Below are 22,612 nucleotides of genomic sequence, written 5' to 3'. Positions count from 1 at the left end.
GGGGAAGGAAGGGAGCCACCACGTGTCCGACCATGTCCAGCCCCGCGTCGACGACGCCTTCGCCGAGCTCATCGAGCCCTACCGGCGTGAGCTGCACCTGCACTGTTACCGGATCGTCGGCTCGCTCGCCGACGCCGACGACCTGGTGCAGGAGACCCTGCTCGCGGCGTGGCGCGGCCGGGAGAGTTTCGAGGGCCGCGCCACGCTGCGCAGCTGGCTGTATCGGATCGCGACGAACCGGAGTCTGAACGCTTTGCGAGGCAACGCCCGCCGCCCCCAGCAGGCGGCCCACCAGCTTCCCGAGCCCTCGCGGCTGGCCGAACCCCTCTGGCTCGAGCCGTACCCCGACAGCCTCCTGGACGACGCGCTCACCGCGCCCGCGGGCCCCGAGGCCCGCTACGAGACGCGCGAGACCGTCGGCCTGGCCTTCACCACCCTGATCCAGCGCCTCCCGCCCCGCCAGCGGGCCGCCGTCGTGCTCTGCGACGTTCTCGGCTTCCGCCTCAGCGAGGCCGCGCCGATGCTGGACAGCACGCCGACCGCGGTGAAAGGCCTGCTGCAACGTGCCCGCACGACCCTCGAAGCCGGCTGGGACGAGATCGCCGCGCCGCCGTCGCCGCGGGAGCGCGAGCTGGCCGGCCTGTTCGCCACCGCCCTGGAAACCGGCGACACCGACGGCGTCCTCTCCCTGCTGACCGATGACGCCTGGCTCACCATGCCGCCCGAGCCCTACCAGTACCAGGGCGCGATCGCGATCGGGGAGTTCCTGCGGTACCGGGCGATGCTCCGGGGAGCCGTGCTGCATGCCGTACCCACGCTTGCGAACGGGCAGCCGGCGCTGGGCTGCTACCTGCCGTGCCAGAACGCCGCGATCGCCCGGCCGTACGGGCTGGTGGTGCTCACCACCAGCCCGAAGGGGATCTCGGCGATCACCTGGTTCCGGGACACGAGCGTCTTCCCCTATTTCGGCCTGCCCCGATCCCTGTGACCACCGAGCATGCTAGGCATCTCGGACAGGTCGGTAGGTGAGGAACGCCAGGCTGTCACCGACGGTGCGCACATCGACGAGCCGCAGGGACTTCGTGTCGCTGGTCTCGCCGAAGATATCTTCCGTGCGGGTCGGCGATTCGACCTCGTCCCCACCCGAGCCAACGGTCAACCGGCGTTCGGAGCCTACCTGCGCGCCCCCGCCGGCATCCGCCACGGGACCGGCCTCTACGTCCTCACTCTCACCGGCGACCGGATCTGCGCCTTGACCCGCTTCGAGAACACCGTGCTCCCAGCCTTCGGCCTACCCCGATCGCTCCCCAACCCATAGCCGGTTGCGGCTCGTCCGGTATTGCGGAATCGGATGGCGTTTCGGTACCTTCTCGACAGAAATCGGACTATGGTCCCTCTTTCCTGCTGCGCGAGAGTGAAGGTCAGCACATGAGGAAGATCCTCAACTTTGCCCACGTCTACATGATTCTTGGCGTGGTCAGTGGCCTCTACTACCGAGAGCTCACCAAGCTGAACGACTTCACCGGCGACACGCAGCTCGGTGTCGTCCACACGCACCTGCTAACGCTCGGGATGCTGTTCTTTCTTCTCGTCCTGGTACTGGAGAAGTTGTTCGCGTTGACCTCCAGCAAGCTCTTCGGCTGGTTCTTCTGGATCTACAACGCCGGCCTGGCGGTGACCGTCGCGATGATGACACTCCACGGAACGCTGACCGTTCTGGGCCGCCCCAGCGGCGAAGCCATCGCGATGATCGCCGGACTGGGCCACATCCTCCTGACCGTGGGCCTGGTCCTGCTGTTCGTCACCCTCGGCAAGCGCATCCCCGCCAAGTCCGCGTCGGCGAGCGACCCGGCGTCCGCCCACCCAGCCGACGCGGCACCGACCCACTGATGCGTGGAGCTCAGGTGGCCAGCCCGTCCTCCCTGACGCGGGCGGCGAGCTCCAGCTTGGTGTAGGCGGGACGGCCCGCCTTCCGGTACTTGTCCTTGACACGTTCCAAATAGTTCTTGGCCGTCCCCGGCTGCACTCCCGCGCTGCGGGCCGCTGCGGTGAGCGTCATGCCGGAGGCGTAGGCGATCAGTACCGCACGTTCCTGCGGGGACAGGACGGGCCGCTCGCCGTCGCGGTCTGCCCGCCAGCCCAGAGTCAGCTCGGGCGAGAGGGCCACGTCCTCCTTGGCCACCTCCCTGACCTTCGCCACCAGGGCCGCCAGGTCGTGGTCCTTGGTGAGGAACCCGCCCGCTCCGGCGTCGATCATCTGCCTGGCCATGTCTCCCGAGGTCACCTCGCTGACCACGAGCACCCGACGGCGCAGCCGTACCAGCGTGCGCACGTTGTCCACGGGATCGGAGCGGTCGGCCAGCAGCAGATCGAGCAGCACCACGTCGGCGGGAGACTGCTCGGTTCTGAGCAGTTCGGCGACGGTTGCCGCCCATCCGGTCAGCCGTACGTCGGGCACCCCCGCCAGCCAGGCGGCCAGCCCTTCGATGAGCATCCGGTCGTCGTCTACCGCGGAAAGGGTGATCACGACTGTCTTTCCCATATCCGGAATGTCATGTCAAGTGCGCAGTTATGGCGTCTATCGGCCATAGCCCCCGCAACGGAACATGGCGCCAAGTCCGAGAAGGGAGCAACCATGACCGTCACCCTCGAAAGGGCCGAGGAGATCATCGCTGCCTGGCGCGCAGGTGGGGAGGAGGACAGTCCGGTCGGCCCGCTGCTGCCCGGAACGTACGTCGAGTCCGAGATCACCATGACCGGGCCGGGATACTCCGGCAGGTGCGGGACCGCCTGCTCGGGCTCCTACACCCGTTACTGCTGCTGAGCGGGGACGGGAGCACATGGCCGGTGAGTTCGATCCTCCGCTGGACCCGCTGATCGGACCGGCTCTGGCCGACCTGGAGGCCCGGCTGGGGTCGCTCACCGGCCTCACCCCGGCGGAGCGCGGCGCCATCCTGGCGGGCTCCGGGCGGTCTGTCGAGGAGGACGTGCGCCGCAAGATCACCAGGGTGCTGGTGCTGGAGCTGAATGCCGCCCGGCTGTCCGGGCGCCTGACCGCCGCCGACCCGGCAGCTCGATGGGAGGAATGGAAGAAAAGTGTGGCGGAACCGGCATTCTGGCGCGACTTGGCGGTGCCGTATCCGGGCATGATGGCCAGGCTCACCACGGTGATACGCCATCGATGCGAGGCCGCCTACCGCTTCGCCGTACGCTTCGCCGAGGACCGTGCGGCGCTGGCCGTCCTTCCAGGAGCACCGTCGGGCGAGCTCGAGCGCGTCGAGTTCGGAGCAGGAGACAGCCACCGGGGCGGGCAGACAGTCGTCGTGGTGCACGGCGAGGACGGCCGGGTGATCTACAAGCCGCGCTCGCTGGCGGTGGACGCGGTACTCGCCGAGCTGCTCACCCACCTCGGCGCCTCCACCATGTGCGTGCCCGCGGTCGTGACCAGGCAGGGGTACGGCTGGGCCGAGCACATCGAGCACCGCCACTGTGCCGGCGACGGGGAGCTGCGCGCGTTCTACCGCGGCATGGGCCACTGGCTGGCGCTCATGCGCCTGCTCGGCGGCAGCGACCTGCACGCCGAGAACCTCATCGCCGCGGGACCGCACCCGGTCGTCGTCGACTGCGAGAGCCTGTTCACCCCGCACACCAGGGCCCGTCCCTCGGGGTACGGCGAGGCCGTGGACCTGGCCGTGGCGCTGGTGGACACCTCGGTGATGCGCACCGGGCTGCTCCCGGGACGAGGCGTGGCCCTGGGCTGGCGGGGCGTGGACATGTCGGCGGCCGGCGCGCTACCCGGCCAGCAGCCGATGGTCGAGCTGCCGGTGGTGCTCGACGCGGGCACCGACAGCCCCCGGATGGGCACCGAGCGCGTGGAGCTGCCGCCCGCGGCCAACCATCCCAGCCCCGAGCCGGTGCTCGGCGACTACTGGGACGCGATCATCGCCGGGTTCGACGAGCTCGACGAGCGGCTGACCGAGCTGGACCGGTCGGGCGAGCTGGAGCCGCTGCTTGCCGGCTTCGCGGACTGCCCGGTACGTGCGGTGTTGCGCTCCACCGAGTCGTACGCCGAGCTGGGCCGGATGCTCTGGCATCCCGCCGCGCTCCACGACGAGGCGCCCGCCCGCGCGAAGGCCGCCGTGCTGCTGGCCAAGATGTCGGAGAACGTGCCGGGCGCTCCCGGTGACTCCGCCATCATCGCCGCCGAAGTCGACGAGCTGTGCCACGGTGACATCCCGATGTTCGACACCACGCCGCGCGTCGGCGTGCTGCGCGGCCCCGCCGGCACCAGGTGCGGCCCGGAAGTCGACCTGATCGCCGACGCCGTGGCCCGCTGGCGGGCCCGCGACCACGGCCTGGACCGCCGGGTGGCGCAGGCGGCCCTGGTCAGCGCCTACCTCAACGAGGGCTGGACGCCGGGGGACAGCCGGCTCTCGCCCGGCCTGGTCCGCACCGACCGCCTGGATCCCCGGCGGCGCGCGGCCGCGGCCGGCATCATGCGCGGCGTGCTCGACAGCGCCGTGCGCGGGGCAGACGGCACGGTCACCTGGATCACACCGCTGCTCAACCCCACCGGCTGGGCCGTACAGCCGCTCTCCGCGGACCTGTACGGCGGAGCCCACGGCGTGGCGATCCTGCTGACCGCCTACACCCAGGAAGCCGCCGAAGGCAGGGCCGAACCGATCGAGGAGCTGCCCGGCCTACTGGAGGCGGTCCTGCGCACCATCCGCATCGCGGAGGACCGCGACGCCGCCAAACGGCGGGAGGACATGCGGATGCGGCCGGAGCCCCCCGGCGCCTACCTCGGCATCGCCTCGCAGGTGTGGGGGTGGCTGCAGTTGCGCGCGTTCGGGGTGGCCGGAGAGGAGGCGCTGACGCGCGCCCGCGCGCTGGCCGAGCTGCTTCCGGACGCGATCGAGGCCGACGACGGCTACGACCTGCTCTCAGGGATGGCGGGGGCGATCGTCCCGCTGCTGCGGCTGAGCGAGCAGGCAGATGAGGCGCGGTGGGCCGAGCTGGCCCGATCGATCGGAGCGCGCCTCGAACACCTGGCGGAGCGCCGCTCAGGCGGGGTCTGCTGGCCCAGCCCGCGCTTCCCGCAGGGCCTCGGCGGGCTGGCTCACGGCGCCACCGGCATCGGCTGGGCCCTGTCGCGCCTTGACGGCCTGCAGGAGCTCGCCGAGGCGGCCTTCGCTTACGAGGACACCCTGTACGACCAGGACCAGCGTGGCTGGGTGGACCTGCGCGGCGACGGTTTCACAGCCGCCGCATGGTGTCACGGCGCGGGCGGGGTCGGCATCGTCGCCGCCGACCAGCTGGCCCGCGGGGGCGGCGCCGTGTGGCGTGACAGGCTGGCGCGGGCCGCCGCCTCCTGCTGGAGCGACGGCGTCGGTTGGAACCACACGCTCTGCCACGGCGATCTCGGATCCTGGGAAGTGATCGAGCACGCGCGGACGGCCGGGGTCGCGCCGGTGGACCGGACCCTGCTGGACTCCCACATCCTCGGCAGCCTGGAGGTCAACGGCCCGATCAGCGGCCTGGCCAGGGACGCCTTCGCGCCGGGCCTGCTGCCCGGCCTGGGCGGGGTGGCCTACCAACTGCTACGCATGCACCCGGACTGCGTGCTGCCTTCCGTCCTGCTCCCGGACCTGGGGTGAGCCACGTGGAGGAGGAACTCGTCACTCCGTACTGGCACCTGGACCAGCACGACGGACCCCGGCGGTCGCTGCGGCGGCTGCCGGCGCTCACCGCGCCGGTGCTGCGCCTCATCTGGCAGTGCGGACGGTGGCCCGCGCTCACCGTCGTCGTCCTGCAAGTCGCCCTGGGCGCCGCGACGGCCAGCGGGCTGCTGGCGACCGCGGCCGTGCTGGACGAGCTGCTGGCCTCGGGTGCCGCGCCCGATCGGCTCATGGCGGCGGTGCCCGGCCTCGCCCTGGTCGCCGCGATCGTGGCGCTGCGCGGGGCGGCCGAGGCGGCGGTGGCGCTGGCCAGGGCGCGGCTGGAGCCGGCGCTGCGGCGGGCGGCGGAGGAGCGGCTGTTCGCCGCCGCCCTCGGCGTGCAACTGGCCGACTTCGACGACGTGGACTTCTACGACGGCCTGCACCGGGCACGCGACCGCGGGCTGTTCCATCTCGAACGCGCGGTGGGCAACACCGTCGACCTGCTCGGCGCCTCCTGCGGGGTGACGGCTGCGGCCGCCGGGCTGGCCGTCATCCACCCGCTGCTGGTGCCGCTGCTCGTGATCAGCGTCGTCCCGGAGGCGTGGGCGGTGCTGAAGGCCGCGCAGTACGGATACGCGGGCATGGGAGAGATGGTCACGCTGAACCGCCGGGTGGACATGCTCGCCGACCTGGCCACCGAGCGCGAACCGGCGGGCGAGCTGCGGGCCTGCCAGGCGCAGCCGTACGTCCTGGCCGAATACCGCCAGGTGGCGGACGTCCTCAAGGACAAGGAGACCCGGGTCGGGCTGTCCATGGCGCGGGTCAGGGCCGTGGGCCGCGCGGCGGGCGGTCTGGCCATGGCGGGTGCGCTGGCCGTACTCGGGCTGATGCTGCACGCCGGCTGGATAGCGCTGGCAGGGGCGGGCACGGCGGTGATCGCCGTCAGGGTGGCGGCCACGGCGCTGAGGCAGCTCGCCCAGGCCGCCAACCAGCTGTTCGAACAGTTCATGTACGTGGCCGACTACCACGACTTCCTCGCCGACGCCGAGGCTCGCCGACGACCCTCGGGTGGTACGGCGGCGCCGCGCTCACCCGAACGCATCACCCTGCACGGCGTCGGCTTCACCTATCCGGGCAGCCGGCACCCCGCGCTGCGGGAGATCGACCTGACCATCCACGCAGGCCAGACGATCGCGCTGGTCGGCGAGAACGGTTCGGGGAAGACCACGCTGGCCAGGCTGCTGGCCGGACTCTACCGGCCCACCAGCGGCACCTTGCGATGGGACGGGCTCGACAGCGCCGACCTCGACCCGGACACCCTGGCCGACCGGGTGGTCCTGGTGCCGCAGCAGCCGGTCCGCTGGCCGCACGACGCCAGGACCAACGTCCGCATGGGCCGCCACGACCGCCCGGATCCGGGAGACCACGCCCTGAGCGAGGCCGCCTCGCTCGCCGCGGCCGACGACGTGGTCGCCGGCCTGCCCGCCGGATGGCACACCCTGCTGTCCAAGCAGTTCAGGGGCGGTCACGAGCTGTCGGCGGGGCAGTGGCAACGCCTGGCCGTGGCCCGCGGGCTGTTCCGCGACGGGCCCCTGCTGATCTGGGACGAGCCGACCGCGCCGCTGGACGCCAAGGCGGAGTACGCCGTCTACGAGACGCTTCGCAAGATCGCGGGGGAGCGGACCGTCCTGCTCATCACGCACCGGCTGACGAGCGTACGGCACGCCGACCGCATCTACCTGCTGCACCAGGGGCGCATCGCCGAGGCGGGCACGCACGAGGAACTGCTGGCACTGCGGGGACGCTACGCCGAGCTGTACGCGCTGCAGACCGGGAAGGCGGCCCGCCGATGAGGATGATCCACCCGGGCGAGCCCGGCTACCAGTCCAGGCGCAAGGCGTTCCTCGGCACGCTCACCGAGGCGCTGCCGGCCGTCGTGGCCTGCTGCTCCTCGGAAGCCGACGTGCTGGACGCCCTGGAGTTCGCCCGTTCCCGCGGCCTGCCGTTCGCCCTGCGCGGCGGCGGCCACAGCTTCGCCGAGCACTCTTCCACGACCGGGCTGCTGATCGACCTGGGCGCGATGAACCAGATCGAGGTCGGCGAGGAGACCGTGCGGGTGGGACCCGGCGTGCGGATCGGCGAGCTGTCACGCCGCCTGGCCGGGCACGGACGCATGGTTCCGTGCGGCTGGTGCCCCACGGTCGGCGTGGTCGGGGCCGTGCTCGGTGGCGGATACGGCGTGTTCAGCCGCCTGTACGGGCTCGGTGCCGACCACCTGCTGGCGGCGCGCGTGGTCCTGGCCGACGGGCGAACGGTCGAGGCGGGAGACGACCTCCTGTGGGCGCTGCGCGGAGCCGGCGGCGGCACCTTCGGCGTGGTCACGGAGGTGACGCTGCGCACCCGCCCCATCGTGCCGATCACCACCGTCCAGGCGATCTGCGACTTCGGCCGCGCCGCCGACCTCGTCGACGCCTGGCAGCGCTGGGCGCCCGAAGCGCCGGACGAGGTCAACCTGGAGATCGCCGTCGTCTCAGGCGACGAACCCGAAGAAGCGCCCTACGCCGTGCTCTTCGGCATCGTCGCCGGGCCGGAGGAGTGGGCCAGGAAGCTGGTCGGTGATCTCGCGCCACGGGACCGGCTCATGTTCGCCCGCCTGGAGGGTGCCGCGGCCGCCTGTCACCACGCCTACGCCGACGGCGGGGAGGGCGCCGTCACGGAGCTGCCGTGCGGCGAGCGGCCCGGGCTTCGCCTGAACAAGTCCGGATTTTTCACCGGATATCTGCCTAAGGCCGCCATCGAGGACCTGCTGGGACGGCTGGCCGCCGACCGTGTGCGTGGCGAGATCCGGGATCTGGAGTTCGTGCCCTGGGGAGGCGCGATCACCGGTGTCCCCTCCGGCGCGAGCGCCTTCGTCCACCGCGACCCGCGCTTCCTGGTCAAGCAGGCCGTCCAGGTGGGATTCCGCGCTACCGACAGCCGCAGACGGGACGCGCACACGTGGCTGTGCCGGTCGTGGGCGCGGCTGTCGCCGTGGGCCTCCGGCGCCGTCTACCCCAACTACCCCGACGCGGACCTGGAGGACTGGACGCAGGCGTACTACGGGAGCAACCTGCCGCGGCTGCGGGAGGTGAAAGCCGCCTACGACCCCATCGGCCTGTTCCGCTCGCTCTGAAGGATCCCGTACCCGTTGCTGTTTGTTTGCGAAGTGGGGAAGCGTGGGTGCGGCATCGGCCGGATGGTCCGCCTTAGTTTGGTTTTCCAGGTGGCCGCGGTCGATGGCGGGGGAGGTTGTCGATGCCGACGTCCGAGCCCATCGAGCTCCACCGCCTGCTGCGCAGCCCCGGCTACCTGGGGTTGCTGCTGCTCTCGGCTCTGATCGGTGTTCCGATCTCGCTCGTCGCCTTCGGGTTCGTCAGCCTGGAGCATGCCGTACAGGACTGGGTCTGGGGGCAACTCCCTCGCGCGGTCGGCTACCCCATCGCTCCGTGGTGGTGGCCGTTGCCCGCGCTCGCGGTCGCCGGCGTGTTGGTGGCTTTGGTGGTGGTCCGGCTTCCTGGTCGCGGTGGTCATGTCCCCGTGCACGGGCTCGGCGGTGGGCCGACGCCGCCGCGGGAGCTGCCAGGGGTGGTGCTGGCCGCGCTGGCGAGCCTGTCGCTCGGCGCCGTGCTGGGTCCGGAGGCGCCGCTGATGGCGATCGGAAGCGGGCTCGCGATGTTGACCGTCCGCTCCGCGCGACGCGGCGACGCCCCGCGGGCGGTCGCCGTGCTGAGTACCGCGGGGTCGGCCGCCGCCATCTCCACGATCTTCGGTAGCCCGCTCATCGCCGTGGTACTGCTCATCGAGGCGGTGGGGCTCGGTGGGCCGCAGCTCTTCGCGGTCATCCTGCCCAGCCTGGTGGCCAGTGGGGTAGGTGCCGTGGTCTTCACCGGGTTCGGGAAGTGGACGGGGCTGGGCATCGGTGCGCTGTCGCTGCCCACGGTGCCGCCGAACCAGGGGCTTGGCCTGGGTGACTTCCTGTGGGCCATCCCCCTCGCGGTGGTGATCGCGTGCGGTGTGGTCGCCGCGATGGCGCTCGGCCGCAGGCTGGACGACTGGACCAGGTCTCATACGGCGCGAAGGACGATCGGCTGCGCGGTCGCGGTCGGCGCGTGTGCGGCCGGCTACGCACTGGCCACCGGCCGATCGCCTGCCGAGGCCGCCCTGTCCGGTCAGGCCACCCTCGCGGCGCTGGCCGCGCACCCGGATTCCTGGCCGGTCCCCGCGCTGCTGATGCTGCTGCTGTTCAAGGGGCTCGGCTGGGGCATCTCGCTGGGCAGCCTGCGCGGCGGCCCGGCCTTCCCGGCGCTGCTGCTGGGCGCTGCGCTGGGAGTCGCCTGCTCGGGGCTGCCCGGTTTCGGAGCGGCCTCCGGCATCGCCGTGGGGATGGCCGCGGGCGGTGCCGCGGCTCTGCGGCTCCCGGTGGCCGCGGTGGTCCTCGCGGCGGTCCTGATGGGAGAGGACGCCGCGAACCAGATGCCGCTGATGATCATCGCCACCGTCGTGGCCTTCGCCGCTGCGGAGTTGCTGCACGGTCCTTGGATGGGGCCGGCGTCCTCCGAAGAGCAGCGCGACGCTCCTCAGGGCTGAGCATCAGCTGTGGGTACGGTCCGCCGTACCGGTCGTATCCAGGGCACCTGGCAACACGAATCCCACGTCATGGCCCTGCGCGAAGCCCAGATTCAGCACGGCCGCGATGACTCCGAGATGGCTGAACCCCTGCGGGAAGTTGCCGAGTTGCTCGCCGGTGTCAGGGTCGATCTCCTCGGCGAGCAGTCCCAGGTCGTTGGCGCAGTCGAGGACTCGGGCCAGGTGCGCCTCGGCGGCCTCGATCCGCCCCGCACATGCGAGGGCGCTGACCAGCCAGAGGGTGCAGAAGACGAAAGAGCCCTCGCTCCCCAGGAGCCCGTCGTCGCCCAGGTAGCGGTAGACATGACCGTTGCGGGTCAGCTCCGCCTCGATCCGATCGATGGTGGCCAGGATCCGGGGATCGTCGAAGGGCAGGAATCCGCGCAGCCCGATCTGCAGAGCGGACGCGTCCAACGCGTCGTGATCATAGGCCTGCAGGAACGAGCCGGTCCTGGGGTCCACTCCCCGGGTCTCCAGGCTGGTCCGGATGTCCGAACGCGCCTGCTCCCACCGCCCCCGGAGTTCGGTGTCCGCGGCCAGCTCCGGGATCACCTCGAGCAGACGGAGGCCGCGGTCGACGCAGAGCCACGCCATGAGTTTGGAGAAGACGAACTCTCGGCGTCCACCGCGGATCTCCCAGATCCCTTCGTCCAGCTCTTGCCAGCGCTGGATGTTCAGCTCCACCACGTCACGGATGAACGCGAAACGCCCCGGGCCGCGCGGCCGCCAGTTGCGCTGCCGCACGACGAACCAGGTCGCCGCGAGCAGTTCCCCGTAGATGTCGAGCTGGAACTGGTTCCACGCACCGTTGCCGATGCGCACCGGACGCGAGTGCCGGTAGCCCTCCAGGTGATCGAGATGGACCTCGTGCAGCAGCCGCTCGCCGCCGAGACCGTACATGATCTGCAGATCGTCCGCTCGGCCCGCGGTAGTGCGCAGCAGCCAGTCGGCGAACTGCCCGGCCTCTTCCACATAGCCGATGCCCGCGAGCACCGCCATCATCGCGGACGAGTCCCGCAACCAGGCGTAGCGGTAGTCCCAGTTACGCTCACCACCGATCTCCTCCGGCAGCGAGGCCGTCGCCGCGGCAGCCACAGCACCGCTCCGGTCGTAGATCAGGCCCTTGAGGACGAGCGCGCTGCGCACCACCATCTCCCGATACGGGCCTTGATACGTGCATCGGGAGGCCCAGCGGCTCCAGAACTCCACTGTCTCCTCCAGCCGGCCGCGCAACTCGACGTCGGACAGACGTCGCACAGCCAGCGCACCCGCCCTGGAATCGGTCAGCGCCACATAGCGCTCCTCATCCGCTGCCACACTGGTCCGGGCCGTGCAGCCGCCGATTCCCGAATGACGCAGCGGGCCGAGACCGCTCTGCAGCAACAGCGTTTCAGGGCCGCCGCTGGCGACGGCCAGATCGTCGCCCAGCAGCTCGAGGAGCGGCGTCGTCATCCCGTACTCGAATTTCGGGAAGAACTCCAGATCCATCTCCACGACACCGGCTTCGCCTCGTACCCGGCGCAGGAGCATGTGGCCAGGGGAACGTCGCTCGGGACGGCCGGGCCGGGTCAGGTCCTCTCGTACCGGCAGGCAATCGGTCACCGTGACCACACCTGTCGCGGTCTCGAAGCGGGTCTCCAGCACGTTGGTCTGCGGCAGATACCGTCGCGTGACGTGATAGTCCCCACTCGGAGCGATCCGGAAGTAGCCACCGCGATCGCGATCCAGAATCCGCGCGAAAACAGGACTGCTGTCGAACCTGTGAAAGCACGCCCATTCCACCGACGCGTCCCGGCCCACCAGCGCCAGCGAATGACAATCGCTCAGAAACGCGTAGTCGGAGATCGCCGGATAACCGTCTCCCGCCATAACAGTCCTCCCTCACGCGAGCCGGGGGGACTATCGCGGCGGATCCTCTGAACCCACTCGTATATGGACATTACGTACCCAATGCCCAAGGTCAGAACCCTCTGGATGAAGGCGAGCAGGTGCCGGTTCTCTCCGCGCTGTGTTGTTCCGGCGCGGCGGAGTTACGATCAGTGCATGCCCAGTCTGGCGATCTCCCTCCCCGGGCTCATCGCGCTGACCCTGGTCGTCACCGCCGCCGTCATCTGGCTGATCGTTCTGGCCGCCCGTCTCACCCGCCGACCGCGCAACCGCTTAGTCCCCGCCGACGACCTCGCCGAACAGGCCCGCGAAATGAAGGCGCTCGGCCAGATCCAGGAGGCCGTCTTCCTGGTGCGCGGTGAGACCGGCATGAGCCAGCGCGCCGCCGTCCGCTTCGTCCGCCGCCTCTAACGCCCCATGTTTCGCGGCCCCACCCAGGGCAGTTACAGAGCATGGCAACTCTTTTGTGGATCATCGCCGTGATCCTGGTCATCGCGGGCATCTACGTACTCATCGCACGTCGCGACATCCTGTGGGGCATCGTGCTGATCGTCCTGGGGCTGCTCGTCGGGCCAGGCGGCGTCAGCATCTTCCACGTCTAGTGGCGCGGTACTCCAGCCGTAGGCCCAGCACATAGGCCGCCGGCCCACGCCGGCCTGCCATGGGCGAAGGAGCACAGATCATCAGAAGATCGAACACAAGGACCTCCATCTCCGGCATTCCATCCGAAACCCACGCTGAACGGGCCGACCGCAACTTCGTGGAGTTGCTCCAGGGCTTTCGCGTCGCCGTCACCGGAGTGCAGGTCCTGTTCGCCTTCCTGCTGACCGTGCCGTTCTCCATCGGCTTCACCCGGCTGGGAACCGTGGACCGGTGGCTCTACCTGGTCGCGCTCGGTGCGGCCGCGCTGGCCTCGATCTGTTACATCGCCCCCGCCGCGCAGCACCGCGTCCTGTTCCGCCAGGGACTCAAGGAGACGCTGGTGCGCCGCTCCAACATGTACGGCCTGCTCGGCGGAACCGCCCTGATCATCTCCATGACATCGGCCACCGCCGTCGTCGTCGACTATCTCTACGGCGGGCTGCCGGCGGTCCTGATGGGAGCAGCCTTGGCGCTGTTCGCCGGGTGGGCCTGGTTCCTCCAGCCGGCCTTCGTTCGCTGGCGAAACAGGAAATCGGGCACCCTTTCACTTCCCGGTCAACGAATCAGGAGGAGCCGATGACAATCCTTGTTTACGGTGAAGCGACCGGGTAGCTGAGGCCCCAACGCAAACGATCGCAAGGGAAGTGCTACCCATGAACGAGCCATGGAGCTATCGAGAAGGAATCGGAGCCGGCATCGGCTCGAGCCTGATCGGCTTCGATGTCGAGGCGACCGACGGCAAGATCGGTTCGGTGGACGAGGAAAGCAACGCGGTCGGCGACAGCTACCTGGTCGTCGACACCGGCTTCTGGATTTTCGGCAAGAAAGTCGTGATGCCCGCCAACACGATCACCCGAATCGACACCCAGAACCAGAAGGTCTTCCTCGCCCGTACGAAGGAGGAGATCAAGGACGCTCCCGAATTCGACGAGGACACCTACAAGGATCCCGGCTACCGCCAGCAGCTCGGCGACTATTACGGTCGCTTCCCATATCAGCCGTAGGGCTGGCACCTAGCGGCGTACTCGGGCTCTTCCCACTACGGGAAGAGCCCGATGTCATGTCAAAACGAATGCTGGGCCAGGCGGTATCTCATCGCCCCGCTGCCCGGCAGCGGCGTTTCGGCGCGCGAATCCGACCGACCTTCGCCGCGCAGCAGCCAACCCAGCGACGAACTACGCATGGGCGCCATCATCGGGCGCCCCGTCATCGACTCCGCGGGAGCCGTCGTGGGCCAGGTCGCCGACGTCGAGCTGACCCAGGATGGTCCGATGCTCGGCCAGGTCCAGCACGCCCTGCGCCTTTCTGGGCTCATCGTCGTGCCACGCAACACCGGCCGGCTGTTCGGCTACGAACGCGGGCCAGGCGGGCAGAACCCCTGGCTGGTGCGCGTCATCATCCGCCGCCTGCATCGCCACAGCCGCTACGCCGGCTGGGACCAGGTCGAATCGATCGAGCAGGAGGTACGGCTGGCCGTACCGGCGACCGACCTCGCCCCACTCAGCGACCTGTTCCAATCTCAGCCGCACGATTAGCCGCGCGATCAGGGCACCTGGCAGGACGATCGACGCGGAAGCCTCGATCCAGGCTGCGCGCGCTTGGTACAGCTCGCGTGCCGGATATTTCGGGAGATGAACACATATTCCGGAAAACTCCTTCCGGGGTTAGAGTGGTCGTGCGCACTCGATCACGCCATCGATGGCGGGGGAGGTGCGTCGCGCATCACGTCAATGCTGCACATAGGCACCGTCGAGAACCCGAGGCGCGCCATGACCACGCTCACGCTGTCCTGCCGGCACCTGCCCGAATGCACCCTCATCAGAGTGATGGGGGAGGTCGACAGAACCAACTCCGACCAGCTGAAGCATGCGATCGACGAGGCCTGCGGCCCCGGCCGTCCATTGATCCTGGATCTCGGTTACATGAACTTCATGGACAGCACGGGGCTGAGGGTGATCTTGGATGCGCATACCGCAGCGGAACGACGCGGCGATCGCGTGCATCTGGCCGCTGTACTCCGTACCCCCAAGCGGATCCTGGAGATCACCGGGGTCATCCGTCACCTGCACCTGTACGCCAGTCTCAAAGAGGCCCTGGCCGATGCCGGCCGGCACGCGGTACCGGGCGCGTCAACCGGCTCCGAGGGGTGATCTGTAGCCAGGCGCTTGGGCGGCTTGGCGGCCCTATTCGACGCGTTCGGCGTTGGAGTCGTAGCCGCCTCCGCCCGGGTAGACCCAGGCTCCGGTGAGCCTGCGGCCGTCGGGGCTGAAGGTGCCTTGGAAGTAGGCGGGGGAACCCCGCTCACCCGCCCAGATGGTGAGCGTGTCGCCCTCGAGTTCGTAGGTGTAGTCGAGGGTGCTGCCGTCGTCGCCGTAGTAGCGAGACTTGATGTCGGTGCTGGGCTCGGCCATCAGTGTCCGTTCCCGGCCGATGATTTCGAAGCCGTGGGTGTCGCCCAGTTGGACATCCTGCTGGAGGAAGAAGTCGTTCAGCCAGCGATAGGTCACGGTTCCCTCGTGCCCTCCGCTGATCTTCCAGGTGCCGACGAGTCTGGCCAGGGCCTGCAGTGCTGGGTCGTTGGTCATCGCCGTCTCCTTCGGAGCGAGTGGTTGCCTGTACAGACCGGCGTCAGCGAGAAAACTCATCGGTCCTCAAGGCGTACAAGGCCCGAGAAATCCACCTCGACCGCCGATGCGGTGTGTGGTCGTGGACCACGAGGGTGACCGCGATGCCGGAGGCGTGGCGGTATGACCGGTCGATTCGGGTACGCCAGCACGCATCGGTCAAGAGCGCACCATTGACGGCGTGTCACCCCGTCCGGCGGCAAGAGCACCGATAGGACGGCAACAAGCATCACTGCTCATCGCATTACAGGGGGAATCATGATCACGCGCAGTGCACCGGACAAAGACGGACTGGTCACAATCACCTTCACGCTGCCGGCCGAGGTGAGCGGGCCCATCTCCGTCGTCGGGGAATTCAACGACTGGGATCCCTACGCTCACCCCATGACCATCGGCACCGACGGTCGGCACACCACCACCGTCCAGGTCCCGCAAGGCCAGAGCTACGCCTTCCGCTATCTGCGCGAGGGCGGCGCGTGGTCCGACGACCCCGAGGCCGACGCCTACGACCATCGCGGCGGCATCGTCCACGTCCCAGTCGCCGCAGCTCACTGATCTCGCCCAACCAAACCGCCGCCCGGCCCTTCCGAGTCCACCCCGGGCGGCGGCAAAGGCGCAGAACCATCCTCGATAGCCGTTTCCTGCCCGGACTCCTGAACCGCTGGCTCGGATATCGGGGTTTCGGTCAGCGATTGTTCGGGTGCCCAGCGGCCTTGTAAATAGGGCAGCTTTTCAAGAGAACATATAGATCTTACCTCACATATGCTGCCGAATTACATTCGGTATGCCGGTCAGCGCGTTATGTGATCGAGACAGTTTTGGGTATCTCGCGCGAATACTTGGCGCGTCTCATAGAGACGGGACTAAGGCCAGGAAGTGAGACACCCATGACGTCTGCGGATCAAGGCAGCCTGGATAACGACAAAGATCGCAGAAGTGCGCGGGGCAATGCGCTGATCGCGGCGGGGGCGCCCATCGCCGCGGCGGTCGTGACCCTGGTAGGGACACTGGTCAGCCTCCATTTCTCCCCCAGCGGCGTCGCGAGCCTGGTCGCGCCCAATGCTGCGGTGACCGCCACGGTCGTCCAGACCGTGCTGCGGACGGTCACGGCGCAGCCCATCGTGACCACGGAGCCGCCGGCCTCTCCCGGCCCCACTCCGGCCACGGGTGGAGCGATGGCGTATTTGGCTGATATGCAGGACGCCATAACGGACTCGCACGGTACCGCGGGGCCGGGGGGATTCAAGATCAATGGCACCTCCTATCTGCACAGCATCGGTGTCGAGGTTTGGCAGCCGAGCTATACCGCTTGGTCCGAATACACACTGGACGGGTCGTATCGCCGCTTCGAAGCCACGTTGGGGCTCCGTGACGAGCTGGCCACCGATTCGTCGGTCGAGTTCGTCGTTTACGGCAACGGAAAAGCGCTCTACAGAAAGACGGTGAAGTACACCCAGCAGGTGAAGATGGCAGTGGACATCACCGGCCTGGTGAAGCTCCGCCTCTCGGCGACCCGTGTCAACGGCGACAACCGAGCCAACGACCGAGGAGCCGTCTTCGGCGACGCCGTCCTGACCAACGAGCCGCCATCCTGACGGCTTGCCGTACAGAGCAGGAATCGAGAAGCGTCCGTGTGGCAGCCCCACTTAGCGTGACTGCCACGGACATCACGGTGACTGACTGGAGGTAACCGGTGACACAGAAGCAGCAGGCAGGCAGTGGCGCAGGGCGCAAGAGCGGTTCGCCAGGGGCGGTGTCGCGGTGGGTGCAGCGGAAGATGAACGCCCGGATGAATCGCAAGGTCCGACGTGGCCGCGGCACGTTCATGGGCATGGACGTGCTGATCCTGAACACGGTGGGTCGCCGGAGCGGGCAGCCGCGGCAGACGCCTGTGGCGTGGTTCCCCGATGGTGAGGACGCCTGGCTGGTCGTCGCGTCGGGCGGTGGGGGCCGGCACCCGGACTGGCACGTCAATCTGATGGCGCACCCCGACCGGGCGTCGATCGAATTGCCCGGCCGCGACACCGTGCCGGTGACGCCGTACCGGCTCGGCGGCGCCGACCGTGAGCGGGCATGGCAGCGCATCGCCGCCGCCCAGCCCCGCATCGCCAAGTACCAAAGCAAATCCGACCGCGAATACCCGGTGATCCGGCTCGCCCCGCGCTGACCGCATCCGGAACCTACGGAGTAAGGATCCGTACGCAATCGTGCCGCGGAGCACACGCGAGCACGCGCTCCTGATGGATCCGCGCGATCTCGACGAGCTCGTGCAGGTCAGCCGCCTGCTCCTGCACGGCCGCGACCGCGATCAGCAGGCCGGCGACAGCCAGGGCGAACTCGGGCCGCCTGCGTGGCGGCGGCTTCAGCAGTGCCTGGACCCGGCGTGGGACCGGGCCGGGCCGTTCCCAGGGGCCGAATCCCAGAGCGGCGGAGTAAGCCTTGCCGAAGCGGCTGGTGCCAGAGCGAGCGGCGATGGCGGCCTTGGCGATCGCCTGGGCGATGCAGCGCCGGTCCCCGACCGTCGATGCGGCGCGTTCGTCGGCCCACCGTTCGCTGGCGAAGGCCACGGCCGGCCGCAACGGCCGCAGCAAGGGGTTGGCCGCCGACGCCACCCGCACCGCCGCGCGGAACAGATGGTGACGGCACTCCAGATGCGCCCGTTCATGAGCTACCAGCGCCGCACGCTCCCCTTCTTCCAGTACGGCCAGCATCCCCGTGGAGACCACGATCCGGCCCGGACGGCCGGGAAGTGCGAAGGCGTCGATCGTTTCGTCGTCCTCGATCAGCGAAACCGGACCGGAGCCGGGCAACCCGGCGGCGGTGCGAGCCGCCGCCCGCAGTGCGAGCACCTGCCGCACCAGCACGTACACCGCCCCGCACACCGAGGCCACCAGGAGCGCCCCGGCCGCCTCCGCCACGCTCTCCGGCGGCTGCATCCTGCGCAGAAACCGAACCGACAGATGTCCCAGCGCCGCGACCTTCGGCGACTCGAGGATGCCGCCGGTCGCCAGCAGCGCCAGTGTCGCCATGCTCGTCGCGGACAGCACCACGCCCACGATGGTGAGCGTCCAGGTGGCCGCACGAGGCGACAGCCGTCGCGACAACGGCCCGGCCGCGACAGCCGTGACGATGGATGCGACCGGTGAGACGCAGGCGTCGATGTTCATCCCGGTATTGCCCCCCGATATCCGCGCTCAGCCGCCGCGGCCGTCCAGCAGGTCGCGCAGTAGCTGCTCGTCGTGGTCCGACAGCGAGTCCACGAACCGGGCGAGGAGGGTGCGCCGGTCCGATTCACCCGCCATCACCTGGTGCATACGCTGGGCGGCCAACCCCGGTTCGTCGCTCACCGGGGCGTAGCAGAAGGCGCGACCCGACTTGACCCGCGTGAGCAGCTGCTTGCCGTACAGTCGCGAAAGGATCGTCACCACCGTCGTGTACGCCAGATCGTCGCCGAGCCGATCCCGTACCTGCATGGCGTTCAACGGACCGTCCGCCCGTTGCAGCACCGCCATGACCTCCGCCTCCAGCGCACCCGCGGCGCGACGCTCGCCACCGCCCACCAGACCCGCCCTTCGTACTCTTACAACTCAATCGAAGCAAGCTTGCCACGCGCCTGGCATGCGTGCCGCGACTCGCTGATGTCGCGGACTCCCACACGCAACATCTACAAGCATGTAGATTTTCGTCTGCCACGGGGGCCATGGAGGGAGATCAGGAGTGACGAAGCCGGACGCTTTCGCCGGGATGGACATCGCCGGCGGAGGCAAGTACGTGATGAAGAAGCTGCCCGAGGTCACGCTGGCCTTCTGGATCATGAAGGTCGCCGCCACCACGCTCGGCGAGACGGCCGGCGACCTGTTCGCCCAGACGCTCAAGATCGGCTACTTCCTCACCACGATCGGCCTGTTCCTGATCTTCGTTGTCACCCTGGTGATCCAGCTCGCCTCCAAGCGGTACAACCCGTTCTTCTACTGGACGGTCATCCTGTCCACCAGCATGGCCGGTACCACGATGTCGGACTTCATGAACCGCGATGCCAGCGCCGAATATCTCTCCGGCGGGGCCACGTCGCTGGGCTGGGGACCGCAGGGGCTCGGCCTGGGTTACCCGGTCGGCGCCGCGATCCTCATCTCGATCCTGATCGCCATCTTCGTCAGCTGGAAATTCACCGGGCTGACCTTCGCGATTCGCGACATCGACACCTTCCGCGGCGAAGCCCTCTTCTGGTCGGCGATCCTCGTCTCCAACACGCTCGGCACCTCCATGGGCGACTTCCTCTCCGACAGCTCAGACCTCGGCTACGGCGGCGGGGTGGGACTCGTCACCGCTCTGCTCGCCCTACTCCTTGCCCTCAAGTACGTTCCCGCCGTGCCCAACGTGCTGCTGTTCTGGCTCGCGTTCGTCCTGACCCGGCCCTTCGGCGCCACCGCCGGTGACCTCCTCACCAAGCCCACCGCCAAGGGCGGCCTCGACCTGGGAACCGCGGGCTCCTCCGCTGTCCTGCTCGCCCTCCTGTTCGGCCTCATGGGCTGGGCCCACATCCAGGAACGCCGCGACAACCTCCACCCGGCCACGGCCCGCGTCTCCTGACCCGCACCCCGCACTCGGGCTATGACGGCGGTCACCGCGGCAGTTGACGCGGGGTCGTGCGGCTGTGACCAGGAATGATGCCTGAACTGGGGGTAGGGGCGCAGGATGACTCAGATCGGATACACGATGATGTGCGAGCAGACGCCCGCCAGGCAGCTCGTCGCAGACGTCGCCACCGCCGAGGAGATCGGCTTCGACTACGCCGTGATCTCCGACCACTACTTCCCCTGGCTGGAGGAGATGGGGCACTCGCCGTACGCCTGGTCGGTGCTCGGCGCCGCGTCCCAGGCGACACGGCTTCCGCTGATGACGTACGTGACCTGCCCGATCATGCGCTACCACCCCGCAGTGGTGGCGCAGAAGGCGGCCACGATGGGCGTCCTGACCGAGGGCCGGTTCACGCTCGGACTGGGGGCGGGGGAGAACCTCAACGAGCACGGGGTCGGCCAGGGCTGGCCCACGGTGGACACCAGGCACGAGATGTTCGCCGAGGCGCTGCGGATCATCCGTGACCTGCTGGATGGCGGGTACGTCACGCGCCGCGGCGAGTTCTTCGACGTCGACTCGGCCAAGCTGTACGACCGGCCGCCGGAGGGCGTCCCGCTGGCCGTCGCCGCCTCGGGGGAGCGGTCAGCGGCCCTGGCAGCCGAGTACGGCGACGCGCTGGTCGCCGTGGAGCCCGACGCCGACCTGGTCCGGGGGTTCGTCGAGCAGCAGAAGCCGGTGTACGGCCAGCTGCCGATCTGCTTCGATGTCAACCGGGAAGCGGCCGTGGAACGGGCGCACCGGCTGTGGCGCTGGGCGATGGCCGGCTGGAAGGTCATGGCCGAGCTGCCGGCGCCGGTCAACTTCGCCGCGTCCGCCGAGAGCGTCCGCCCGGAGGACGTGGCCGCCAAGGTCCCGTGCGGCCCGGACGTCGAGGCGGTCGTGGAGGCGGTACGCGCCTACGTGGATGCCGGCTTCACCCATCTGGCGCTGGTCCAGATCGGTCACGAGCACCAGGACGCCTTCTTCGCGTGGTCGGAAAAGGAGCTGCTGCCCGCCCTCCGAGACACGCGCGCATCGTAGGGTCGTGGGGTGTTGTCCCGAAAGCGGACCGGGCCCGCACCCCCGATGGGGTACGGGCCCGGCCTCGTGACACGCGCCAAATCAGGCAGAGACGATGTTCTCCGCCTGCGGGCCCTTCTGGCCCTGGACGATGTCGAAGGACACCTTCTGGCCCTCGGTCAGCTCACGGTAGCCGCCGTTGGCCACGATGTTGGAGTAGTGCGCGAAGACGTCGGCGCCGCCGCCGTCCTGCGCGATGAAGCCGAAGCCCTTTTCGGAGTTGAACCACTTCACGGTTCCGGTAGCCATGTCGATCTCCTTCAGGTAAGTGCAGAAACCAACGAACTTCGCACCGTGCGAAATCCGTGTCGCCGCGATAAGCCCATCCGGAAATGACCGGCAAACAAAAACGCGCCCGTAGATCACATACTCTGCCGGGCGGGTACAAAGTCTTTATGGGTACTGTTACTGCAGCTTGCGAAAGCCTAGCACACGCTGCTGGGTGCTACGCAAATTCTCGTTCGGCGGGCTTCCGGGTCAGCGCGGGTCGCGGCGCAGGGGATGGCCGGGCGGAACCTCCACCAGGACGATGCGATGGCCGTCGGGATCCGCGATCCACAGCTCGATGAGACCCCACGGCTCCAGGCGGGCCTCGCGCAGCAGGGTGACGCCCGCTGCGCGGAGGCGTTCCTCCTCGCGTGCCACGTCGCGCACCTGCAGCCACAGGGACATCCCGGAGCCGGCCTCGCCGTCGCAGTGCCCGGAGAGCTCCAGGAACCCCTGACCCAGGAAGAAGACCGTTCCGGGCTGATCGGCCGGGCCGAACTCGCGATAGACCGCCAAGCCGAGCGTCTCGGCGTAGAAGTGCCGGCTGCGTCCGAGGTCGCGTGGACGCAGCAGCACGCGGCTGCTCAACACCTCCATGCCGCCCTTGTTCCCCCGCACGGCGGCGAGGACACGGTGACACTATGGTCGCCCCGGCGACACCGTGGTCCACGTCCCCGACGCGGAGGTCGCCTGGACCGGCAACCTGCTGTGCCATGCCGGGATCGCGCACATGCTGCTGCAGGGTGGGCCGAGGCCGTACGCCGCCACGCTGCGCGCGATGAAGGAGACCCTCCCCGACCTGCGGACGATCGTGCCCGGCCACGGTCCCATGGGCGACGCGCACACGGCTGTCGACGCGCTCCTCGCCTACCTTGACCGACTGGATGAGGACGTCCGCGACGCCGTGGCCGCAGGCAGCACGCTCGACGAGACCATGGCCGCCTGCGCGAACCCCTGGGCGGGCGACCGGCTCGACCCGTCACTCGAGGCCGCCCTGGCCACCTACGGGCTGCCCATGGAAGCGGCCACCAGCTCCATGCTCGACCTGTGCAGGAACCTGCACCGGCTCAACGTCCTGGCCACCTACCGGCTGTACCGGGGAAACGGCTGACCGGATTCCGCTTCGGTGGAGAGCCAGGGTAGGTCTGGGCCTACCCACCTGTACGTCCA

The 22,612-nt window shown here is 69.1% G+C and carries 27 protein-coding genes; 19 read left to right on the top strand and 8 right to left on the bottom strand.

Features of this window, described 5'->3' with window-relative positions:
- Nucleotides 1-22 precede the first annotated feature (22 nt).
- On the top strand, nt 23-988 hold the full coding sequence (locus ACIBHX_RS30275) for an RNA polymerase subunit sigma-70 (RefSeq protein WP_397070713.1): 966 nt from the start codon (nt 23-25) through the stop codon (nt 986-988).
- 12 nt (nt 989-1,000) lie between these two features.
- Here ACIBHX_RS30275 and ACIBHX_RS30270 read toward each other — a convergent pair whose 3' ends face one another.
- Nucleotides 1,001-1,204, bottom strand: a complete 204-nt coding sequence (locus ACIBHX_RS30270) for a hypothetical protein (protein ID WP_397070712.1) — start codon at nt 1,202-1,204, stop codon at nt 1,001-1,003.
- A 224-nt stretch (nt 1,205-1,428) separates the two neighbouring features.
- On the opposite strand from ACIBHX_RS30270, the gene ACIBHX_RS30265 reads away from it, so the two are divergent.
- The gene (locus tag ACIBHX_RS30265; RefSeq protein WP_397070711.1) at nt 1,429-1,890 is read left to right on the top strand and encodes a DUF2871 domain-containing protein; all 462 of its coding nucleotides are present in this window, start codon (nt 1,429-1,431) and stop codon (nt 1,888-1,890) included.
- Between the two features lie 10 nt (nt 1,891-1,900).
- Here the strand turns inward: ACIBHX_RS30265 and ACIBHX_RS30260 are convergent, their stop codons facing one another.
- Nucleotides 1,901-2,542 carry a response regulator gene (locus tag ACIBHX_RS30260; RefSeq protein WP_397070710.1) on the bottom strand — a complete coding sequence of 214 codons (642 nt, stop codon included), beginning with the start codon at nt 2,540-2,542 and terminating at the stop codon, nt 1,901-1,903.
- A 93-nt stretch (nt 2,543-2,635) separates the two neighbouring features.
- Here ACIBHX_RS30260 and ACIBHX_RS30255 point away from each other — a divergent pair, with 93 nt between their 5' ends.
- The 5 genes from ACIBHX_RS30255 to ACIBHX_RS30235 all read left to right on the top strand — a co-directional run bounded on the left by ACIBHX_RS30255 (nt 2,636) and on the right by ACIBHX_RS30235 (nt 10,286).
- Nucleotides 2,636-2,824, top strand: a complete 189-nt coding sequence (locus ACIBHX_RS30255; protein ID WP_397070709.1) for a DUF6229 family protein — start codon at nt 2,636-2,638, stop codon at nt 2,822-2,824.
- Between the two features lie 16 nt (nt 2,825-2,840).
- The gene (locus ACIBHX_RS30250) at nt 2,841-5,657 is read left to right on the top strand and encodes a type 2 lanthipeptide synthetase LanM family protein (protein WP_397070708.1); all 2,817 of its coding nucleotides are present in this window, start codon (nt 2,841-2,843) and stop codon (nt 5,655-5,657) included.
- Nucleotides 5,658-5,662: 5 nt separating this feature from the next.
- Nucleotides 5,663-7,513: an ABC transporter ATP-binding protein gene (locus tag ACIBHX_RS30245; RefSeq protein ID WP_397070707.1), complete on the top strand. Its 1,851-nt coding sequence runs from the start codon at nt 5,663-5,665 to the stop codon at nt 7,511-7,513.
- The gene (locus ACIBHX_RS30240) at nt 7,510-8,832 is read left to right on the top strand and encodes an FAD-binding oxidoreductase (protein ID WP_397070705.1); all 1,323 of its coding nucleotides are present in this window, start codon (nt 7,510-7,512) and stop codon (nt 8,830-8,832) included. Before ACIBHX_RS30245 ends, ACIBHX_RS30240 begins: the two co-directional genes overlap by 4 nt.
- A gap of 122 nt (nt 8,833-8,954) precedes the next feature.
- Complete coding sequence (locus ACIBHX_RS30235; RefSeq protein ID WP_397070704.1) at nt 8,955-10,286, top strand: chloride channel protein; 1,332 nt, start codon at nt 8,955-8,957, stop codon at nt 10,284-10,286.
- Nucleotides 10,287-10,289: 3 nt separating this feature from the next.
- On the opposite strand, the gene ACIBHX_RS30230 is transcribed toward ACIBHX_RS30235, so the two are convergent.
- Nucleotides 10,290-12,194 (bottom strand): glycoside hydrolase family 15 protein, encoded by a 1,905-nt coding sequence (locus ACIBHX_RS30230; RefSeq protein ID WP_397070703.1) that lies wholly within the window; start codon nt 12,192-12,194, stop codon nt 10,290-10,292.
- Nucleotides 12,195-12,368: 174 nt separating this feature from the next.
- Between ACIBHX_RS30230 and ACIBHX_RS30225 the strand changes: the two genes are divergently transcribed.
- The 6 genes from ACIBHX_RS30225 to ACIBHX_RS30200 all read left to right on the top strand — a co-directional run bounded on the left by ACIBHX_RS30225 (nt 12,369) and on the right by ACIBHX_RS30200 (nt 15,004).
- Nucleotides 12,369-12,623 carry a hypothetical protein gene (locus ACIBHX_RS30225; RefSeq protein ID WP_397070702.1) on the top strand — a complete coding sequence of 85 codons (255 nt, stop codon included), beginning with the start codon at nt 12,369-12,371 and terminating at the stop codon, nt 12,621-12,623.
- A 41-nt stretch (nt 12,624-12,664) separates the two neighbouring features.
- A complete protein-coding gene (locus tag ACIBHX_RS30220) occupies nt 12,665-12,814 on the top strand; it encodes a GPGG-motif small membrane protein (protein WP_397070701.1) in 150 nt (49 codons plus the stop codon).
- 77 nt (nt 12,815-12,891) lie between these two features.
- On the top strand, nt 12,892-13,434 hold the full coding sequence (locus ACIBHX_RS30215) for a DUF6328 family protein (protein WP_397070992.1): 543 nt from the start codon (nt 12,892-12,894) through the stop codon (nt 13,432-13,434).
- Between the two features lie 73 nt (nt 13,435-13,507).
- Complete coding sequence (locus tag ACIBHX_RS30210) at nt 13,508-13,858, top strand: PRC-barrel domain-containing protein (protein ID WP_397070700.1); 351 nt, start codon at nt 13,508-13,510, stop codon at nt 13,856-13,858.
- Nucleotides 13,859-14,035: 177 nt separating this feature from the next.
- Nucleotides 14,036-14,389, top strand: coding sequence for a hypothetical protein (locus tag ACIBHX_RS30205; protein ID WP_397070699.1), 354 nt, complete (start codon nt 14,036-14,038; stop codon nt 14,387-14,389).
- Between the two features lie 96 nt (nt 14,390-14,485).
- Complete coding sequence (locus tag ACIBHX_RS30200; RefSeq protein WP_397070698.1) at nt 14,486-15,004, top strand: STAS domain-containing protein; 519 nt, start codon at nt 14,486-14,488, stop codon at nt 15,002-15,004.
- A 33-nt stretch (nt 15,005-15,037) separates the two neighbouring features.
- On the opposite strand, the gene ACIBHX_RS30195 is transcribed toward ACIBHX_RS30200, so the two are convergent.
- A complete protein-coding gene (locus ACIBHX_RS30195; protein ID WP_397070697.1) occupies nt 15,038-15,439 on the bottom strand; it encodes a hypothetical protein in 402 nt (133 codons plus the stop codon).
- 297 nt (nt 15,440-15,736) lie between these two features.
- Here ACIBHX_RS30195 and ACIBHX_RS30190 point away from each other — a divergent pair, with 297 nt between their 5' ends.
- From ACIBHX_RS30190 to ACIBHX_RS30180, 3 genes are all read left to right on the top strand, one after another.
- Nucleotides 15,737-16,033: an isoamylase early set domain-containing protein gene (locus ACIBHX_RS30190; protein WP_397070696.1), complete on the top strand. Its 297-nt coding sequence runs from the start codon at nt 15,737-15,739 to the stop codon at nt 16,031-16,033.
- Between the two features lie 332 nt (nt 16,034-16,365).
- Complete coding sequence (locus ACIBHX_RS30185) at nt 16,366-17,073, top strand: NPCBM/NEW2 domain-containing protein (RefSeq protein ID WP_397070695.1); 708 nt, start codon at nt 16,366-16,368, stop codon at nt 17,071-17,073.
- Nucleotides 17,074-17,171: 98 nt separating this feature from the next.
- The gene (locus ACIBHX_RS30180; protein WP_397070694.1) at nt 17,172-17,645 is read left to right on the top strand and encodes a nitroreductase family deazaflavin-dependent oxidoreductase; all 474 of its coding nucleotides are present in this window, start codon (nt 17,172-17,174) and stop codon (nt 17,643-17,645) included.
- A 13-nt stretch (nt 17,646-17,658) separates the two neighbouring features.
- Here ACIBHX_RS30180 and ACIBHX_RS30175 read toward each other — a convergent pair whose 3' ends face one another.
- Nucleotides 17,659-18,645: a M56 family metallopeptidase gene (locus tag ACIBHX_RS30175; protein WP_397070693.1), complete on the bottom strand. Its 987-nt coding sequence runs from the start codon at nt 18,643-18,645 to the stop codon at nt 17,659-17,661.
- Nucleotides 18,646-18,672: 27 nt separating this feature from the next.
- Nucleotides 18,673-19,038: a BlaI/MecI/CopY family transcriptional regulator gene (locus ACIBHX_RS30170; protein ID WP_397070692.1), complete on the bottom strand. Its 366-nt coding sequence runs from the start codon at nt 19,036-19,038 to the stop codon at nt 18,673-18,675.
- A 157-nt stretch (nt 19,039-19,195) separates the two neighbouring features.
- On the opposite strand from ACIBHX_RS30170, the gene ACIBHX_RS30165 reads away from it, so the two are divergent.
- On the top strand, nt 19,196-20,068 hold the full coding sequence (locus tag ACIBHX_RS30165) for a hypothetical protein (RefSeq protein WP_397070691.1): 873 nt from the start codon (nt 19,196-19,198) through the stop codon (nt 20,066-20,068).
- A 105-nt stretch (nt 20,069-20,173) separates the two neighbouring features.
- Complete coding sequence (locus tag ACIBHX_RS30160) at nt 20,174-21,136, top strand: TIGR03557 family F420-dependent LLM class oxidoreductase (RefSeq protein ID WP_397070690.1); 963 nt, start codon at nt 20,174-20,176, stop codon at nt 21,134-21,136.
- A gap of 81 nt (nt 21,137-21,217) precedes the next feature.
- On the opposite strand, the gene ACIBHX_RS30155 is transcribed toward ACIBHX_RS30160, so the two are convergent.
- Nucleotides 21,218-21,424: a cold-shock protein gene (locus ACIBHX_RS30155; protein ID WP_397070689.1), complete on the bottom strand. Its 207-nt coding sequence runs from the start codon at nt 21,422-21,424 to the stop codon at nt 21,218-21,220.
- A gap of 228 nt (nt 21,425-21,652) precedes the next feature.
- Nucleotides 21,653-22,039, bottom strand: coding sequence for a VOC family protein (locus tag ACIBHX_RS30150; RefSeq protein WP_397070991.1), 387 nt, complete (start codon nt 22,037-22,039; stop codon nt 21,653-21,655).
- A 64-nt stretch (nt 22,040-22,103) separates the two neighbouring features.
- On the opposite strand from ACIBHX_RS30150, the gene ACIBHX_RS30145 reads away from it, so the two are divergent.
- Complete coding sequence (locus tag ACIBHX_RS30145; protein ID WP_397070688.1) at nt 22,104-22,553, top strand: hypothetical protein; 450 nt, start codon at nt 22,104-22,106, stop codon at nt 22,551-22,553.
- Nucleotides 22,554-22,612 lie beyond the last annotated feature (59 nt).

This window comes from Nonomuraea sp. NPDC050536, from assembly GCF_044457685.1.
Classification (GTDB): Bacteria; Actinomycetota; Actinomycetes; order Streptosporangiales; family Streptosporangiaceae; genus Nonomuraea.
This window is presented reverse-complemented; position numbering and strand designations above follow the sequence as displayed.

Bases quoted from the DNA above. Each gene is read 5' to 3' on its own strand.
- ACIBHX_RS30265 (WP_397070711.1), top strand. From the start codon at position 1,429: ATGAGGAAGATCCTCAACTTTGCCCACGTCTACATGATTCTTGGCGTG.
- ACIBHX_RS30260 (WP_397070710.1), bottom strand. From the start codon at position 2,542: ATGGGAAAGACAGTCGTGATCACCCTTTCCGCGGTAGACGACGACCGG.
- ACIBHX_RS30255 (WP_397070709.1), top strand. From the start codon at position 2,636: ATGACCGTCACCCTCGAAAGGGCCGAGGAGATCATCGCTGCCTGGCGC.
- ACIBHX_RS30250 (WP_397070708.1), top strand. From the start codon at position 2,841: ATGGCCGGTGAGTTCGATCCTCCGCTGGACCCGCTGATCGGACCGGCT.
- ACIBHX_RS30240 (WP_397070705.1), top strand. From the start codon at position 7,510: ATGAGGATGATCCACCCGGGCGAGCCCGGCTACCAGTCCAGGCGCAAG.
- ACIBHX_RS30235 (WP_397070704.1), top strand. From the start codon at position 8,955: ATGCCGACGTCCGAGCCCATCGAGCTCCACCGCCTGCTGCGCAGCCCC.
- ACIBHX_RS30230 (WP_397070703.1), bottom strand. From the start codon at position 12,194: ATGGCGGGAGACGGTTATCCGGCGATCTCCGACTACGCGTTTCTGAGC.
- ACIBHX_RS30225 (WP_397070702.1), top strand. From the start codon at position 12,369: ATGCCCAGTCTGGCGATCTCCCTCCCCGGGCTCATCGCGCTGACCCTG.
- ACIBHX_RS30220 (WP_397070701.1), top strand. From the start codon at position 12,665: ATGGCAACTCTTTTGTGGATCATCGCCGTGATCCTGGTCATCGCGGGC.
- ACIBHX_RS30210 (WP_397070700.1), top strand. From the start codon at position 13,508: ATGAACGAGCCATGGAGCTATCGAGAAGGAATCGGAGCCGGCATCGGC.
- ACIBHX_RS30205 (WP_397070699.1), top strand. From the start codon at position 14,036: ATGGGCGCCATCATCGGGCGCCCCGTCATCGACTCCGCGGGAGCCGTC.
- ACIBHX_RS30200 (WP_397070698.1), top strand. From the start codon at position 14,486: ATGAACACATATTCCGGAAAACTCCTTCCGGGGTTAGAGTGGTCGTGC.
- ACIBHX_RS30195 (WP_397070697.1), bottom strand. From the start codon at position 15,439: ATGACCAACGACCCAGCACTGCAGGCCCTGGCCAGACTCGTCGGCACC.
- ACIBHX_RS30190 (WP_397070696.1), top strand. From the start codon at position 15,737: ATGATCACGCGCAGTGCACCGGACAAAGACGGACTGGTCACAATCACC.
- ACIBHX_RS30185 (WP_397070695.1), top strand. From the start codon at position 16,366: ATGACGTCTGCGGATCAAGGCAGCCTGGATAACGACAAAGATCGCAGA.
- ACIBHX_RS30175 (WP_397070693.1), bottom strand. From the start codon at position 18,645: ATGAACATCGACGCCTGCGTCTCACCGGTCGCATCCATCGTCACGGCT.
- ACIBHX_RS30160 (WP_397070690.1), top strand. From the start codon at position 20,174: ATGACTCAGATCGGATACACGATGATGTGCGAGCAGACGCCCGCCAGG.
- ACIBHX_RS30155 (WP_397070689.1), bottom strand. From the start codon at position 21,424: ATGGCTACCGGAACCGTGAAGTGGTTCAACTCCGAAAAGGGCTTCGGC.
- ACIBHX_RS30150 (WP_397070991.1), bottom strand. From the start codon at position 22,039: ATGGAGGTGTTGAGCAGCCGCGTGCTGCTGCGTCCACGCGACCTCGGA.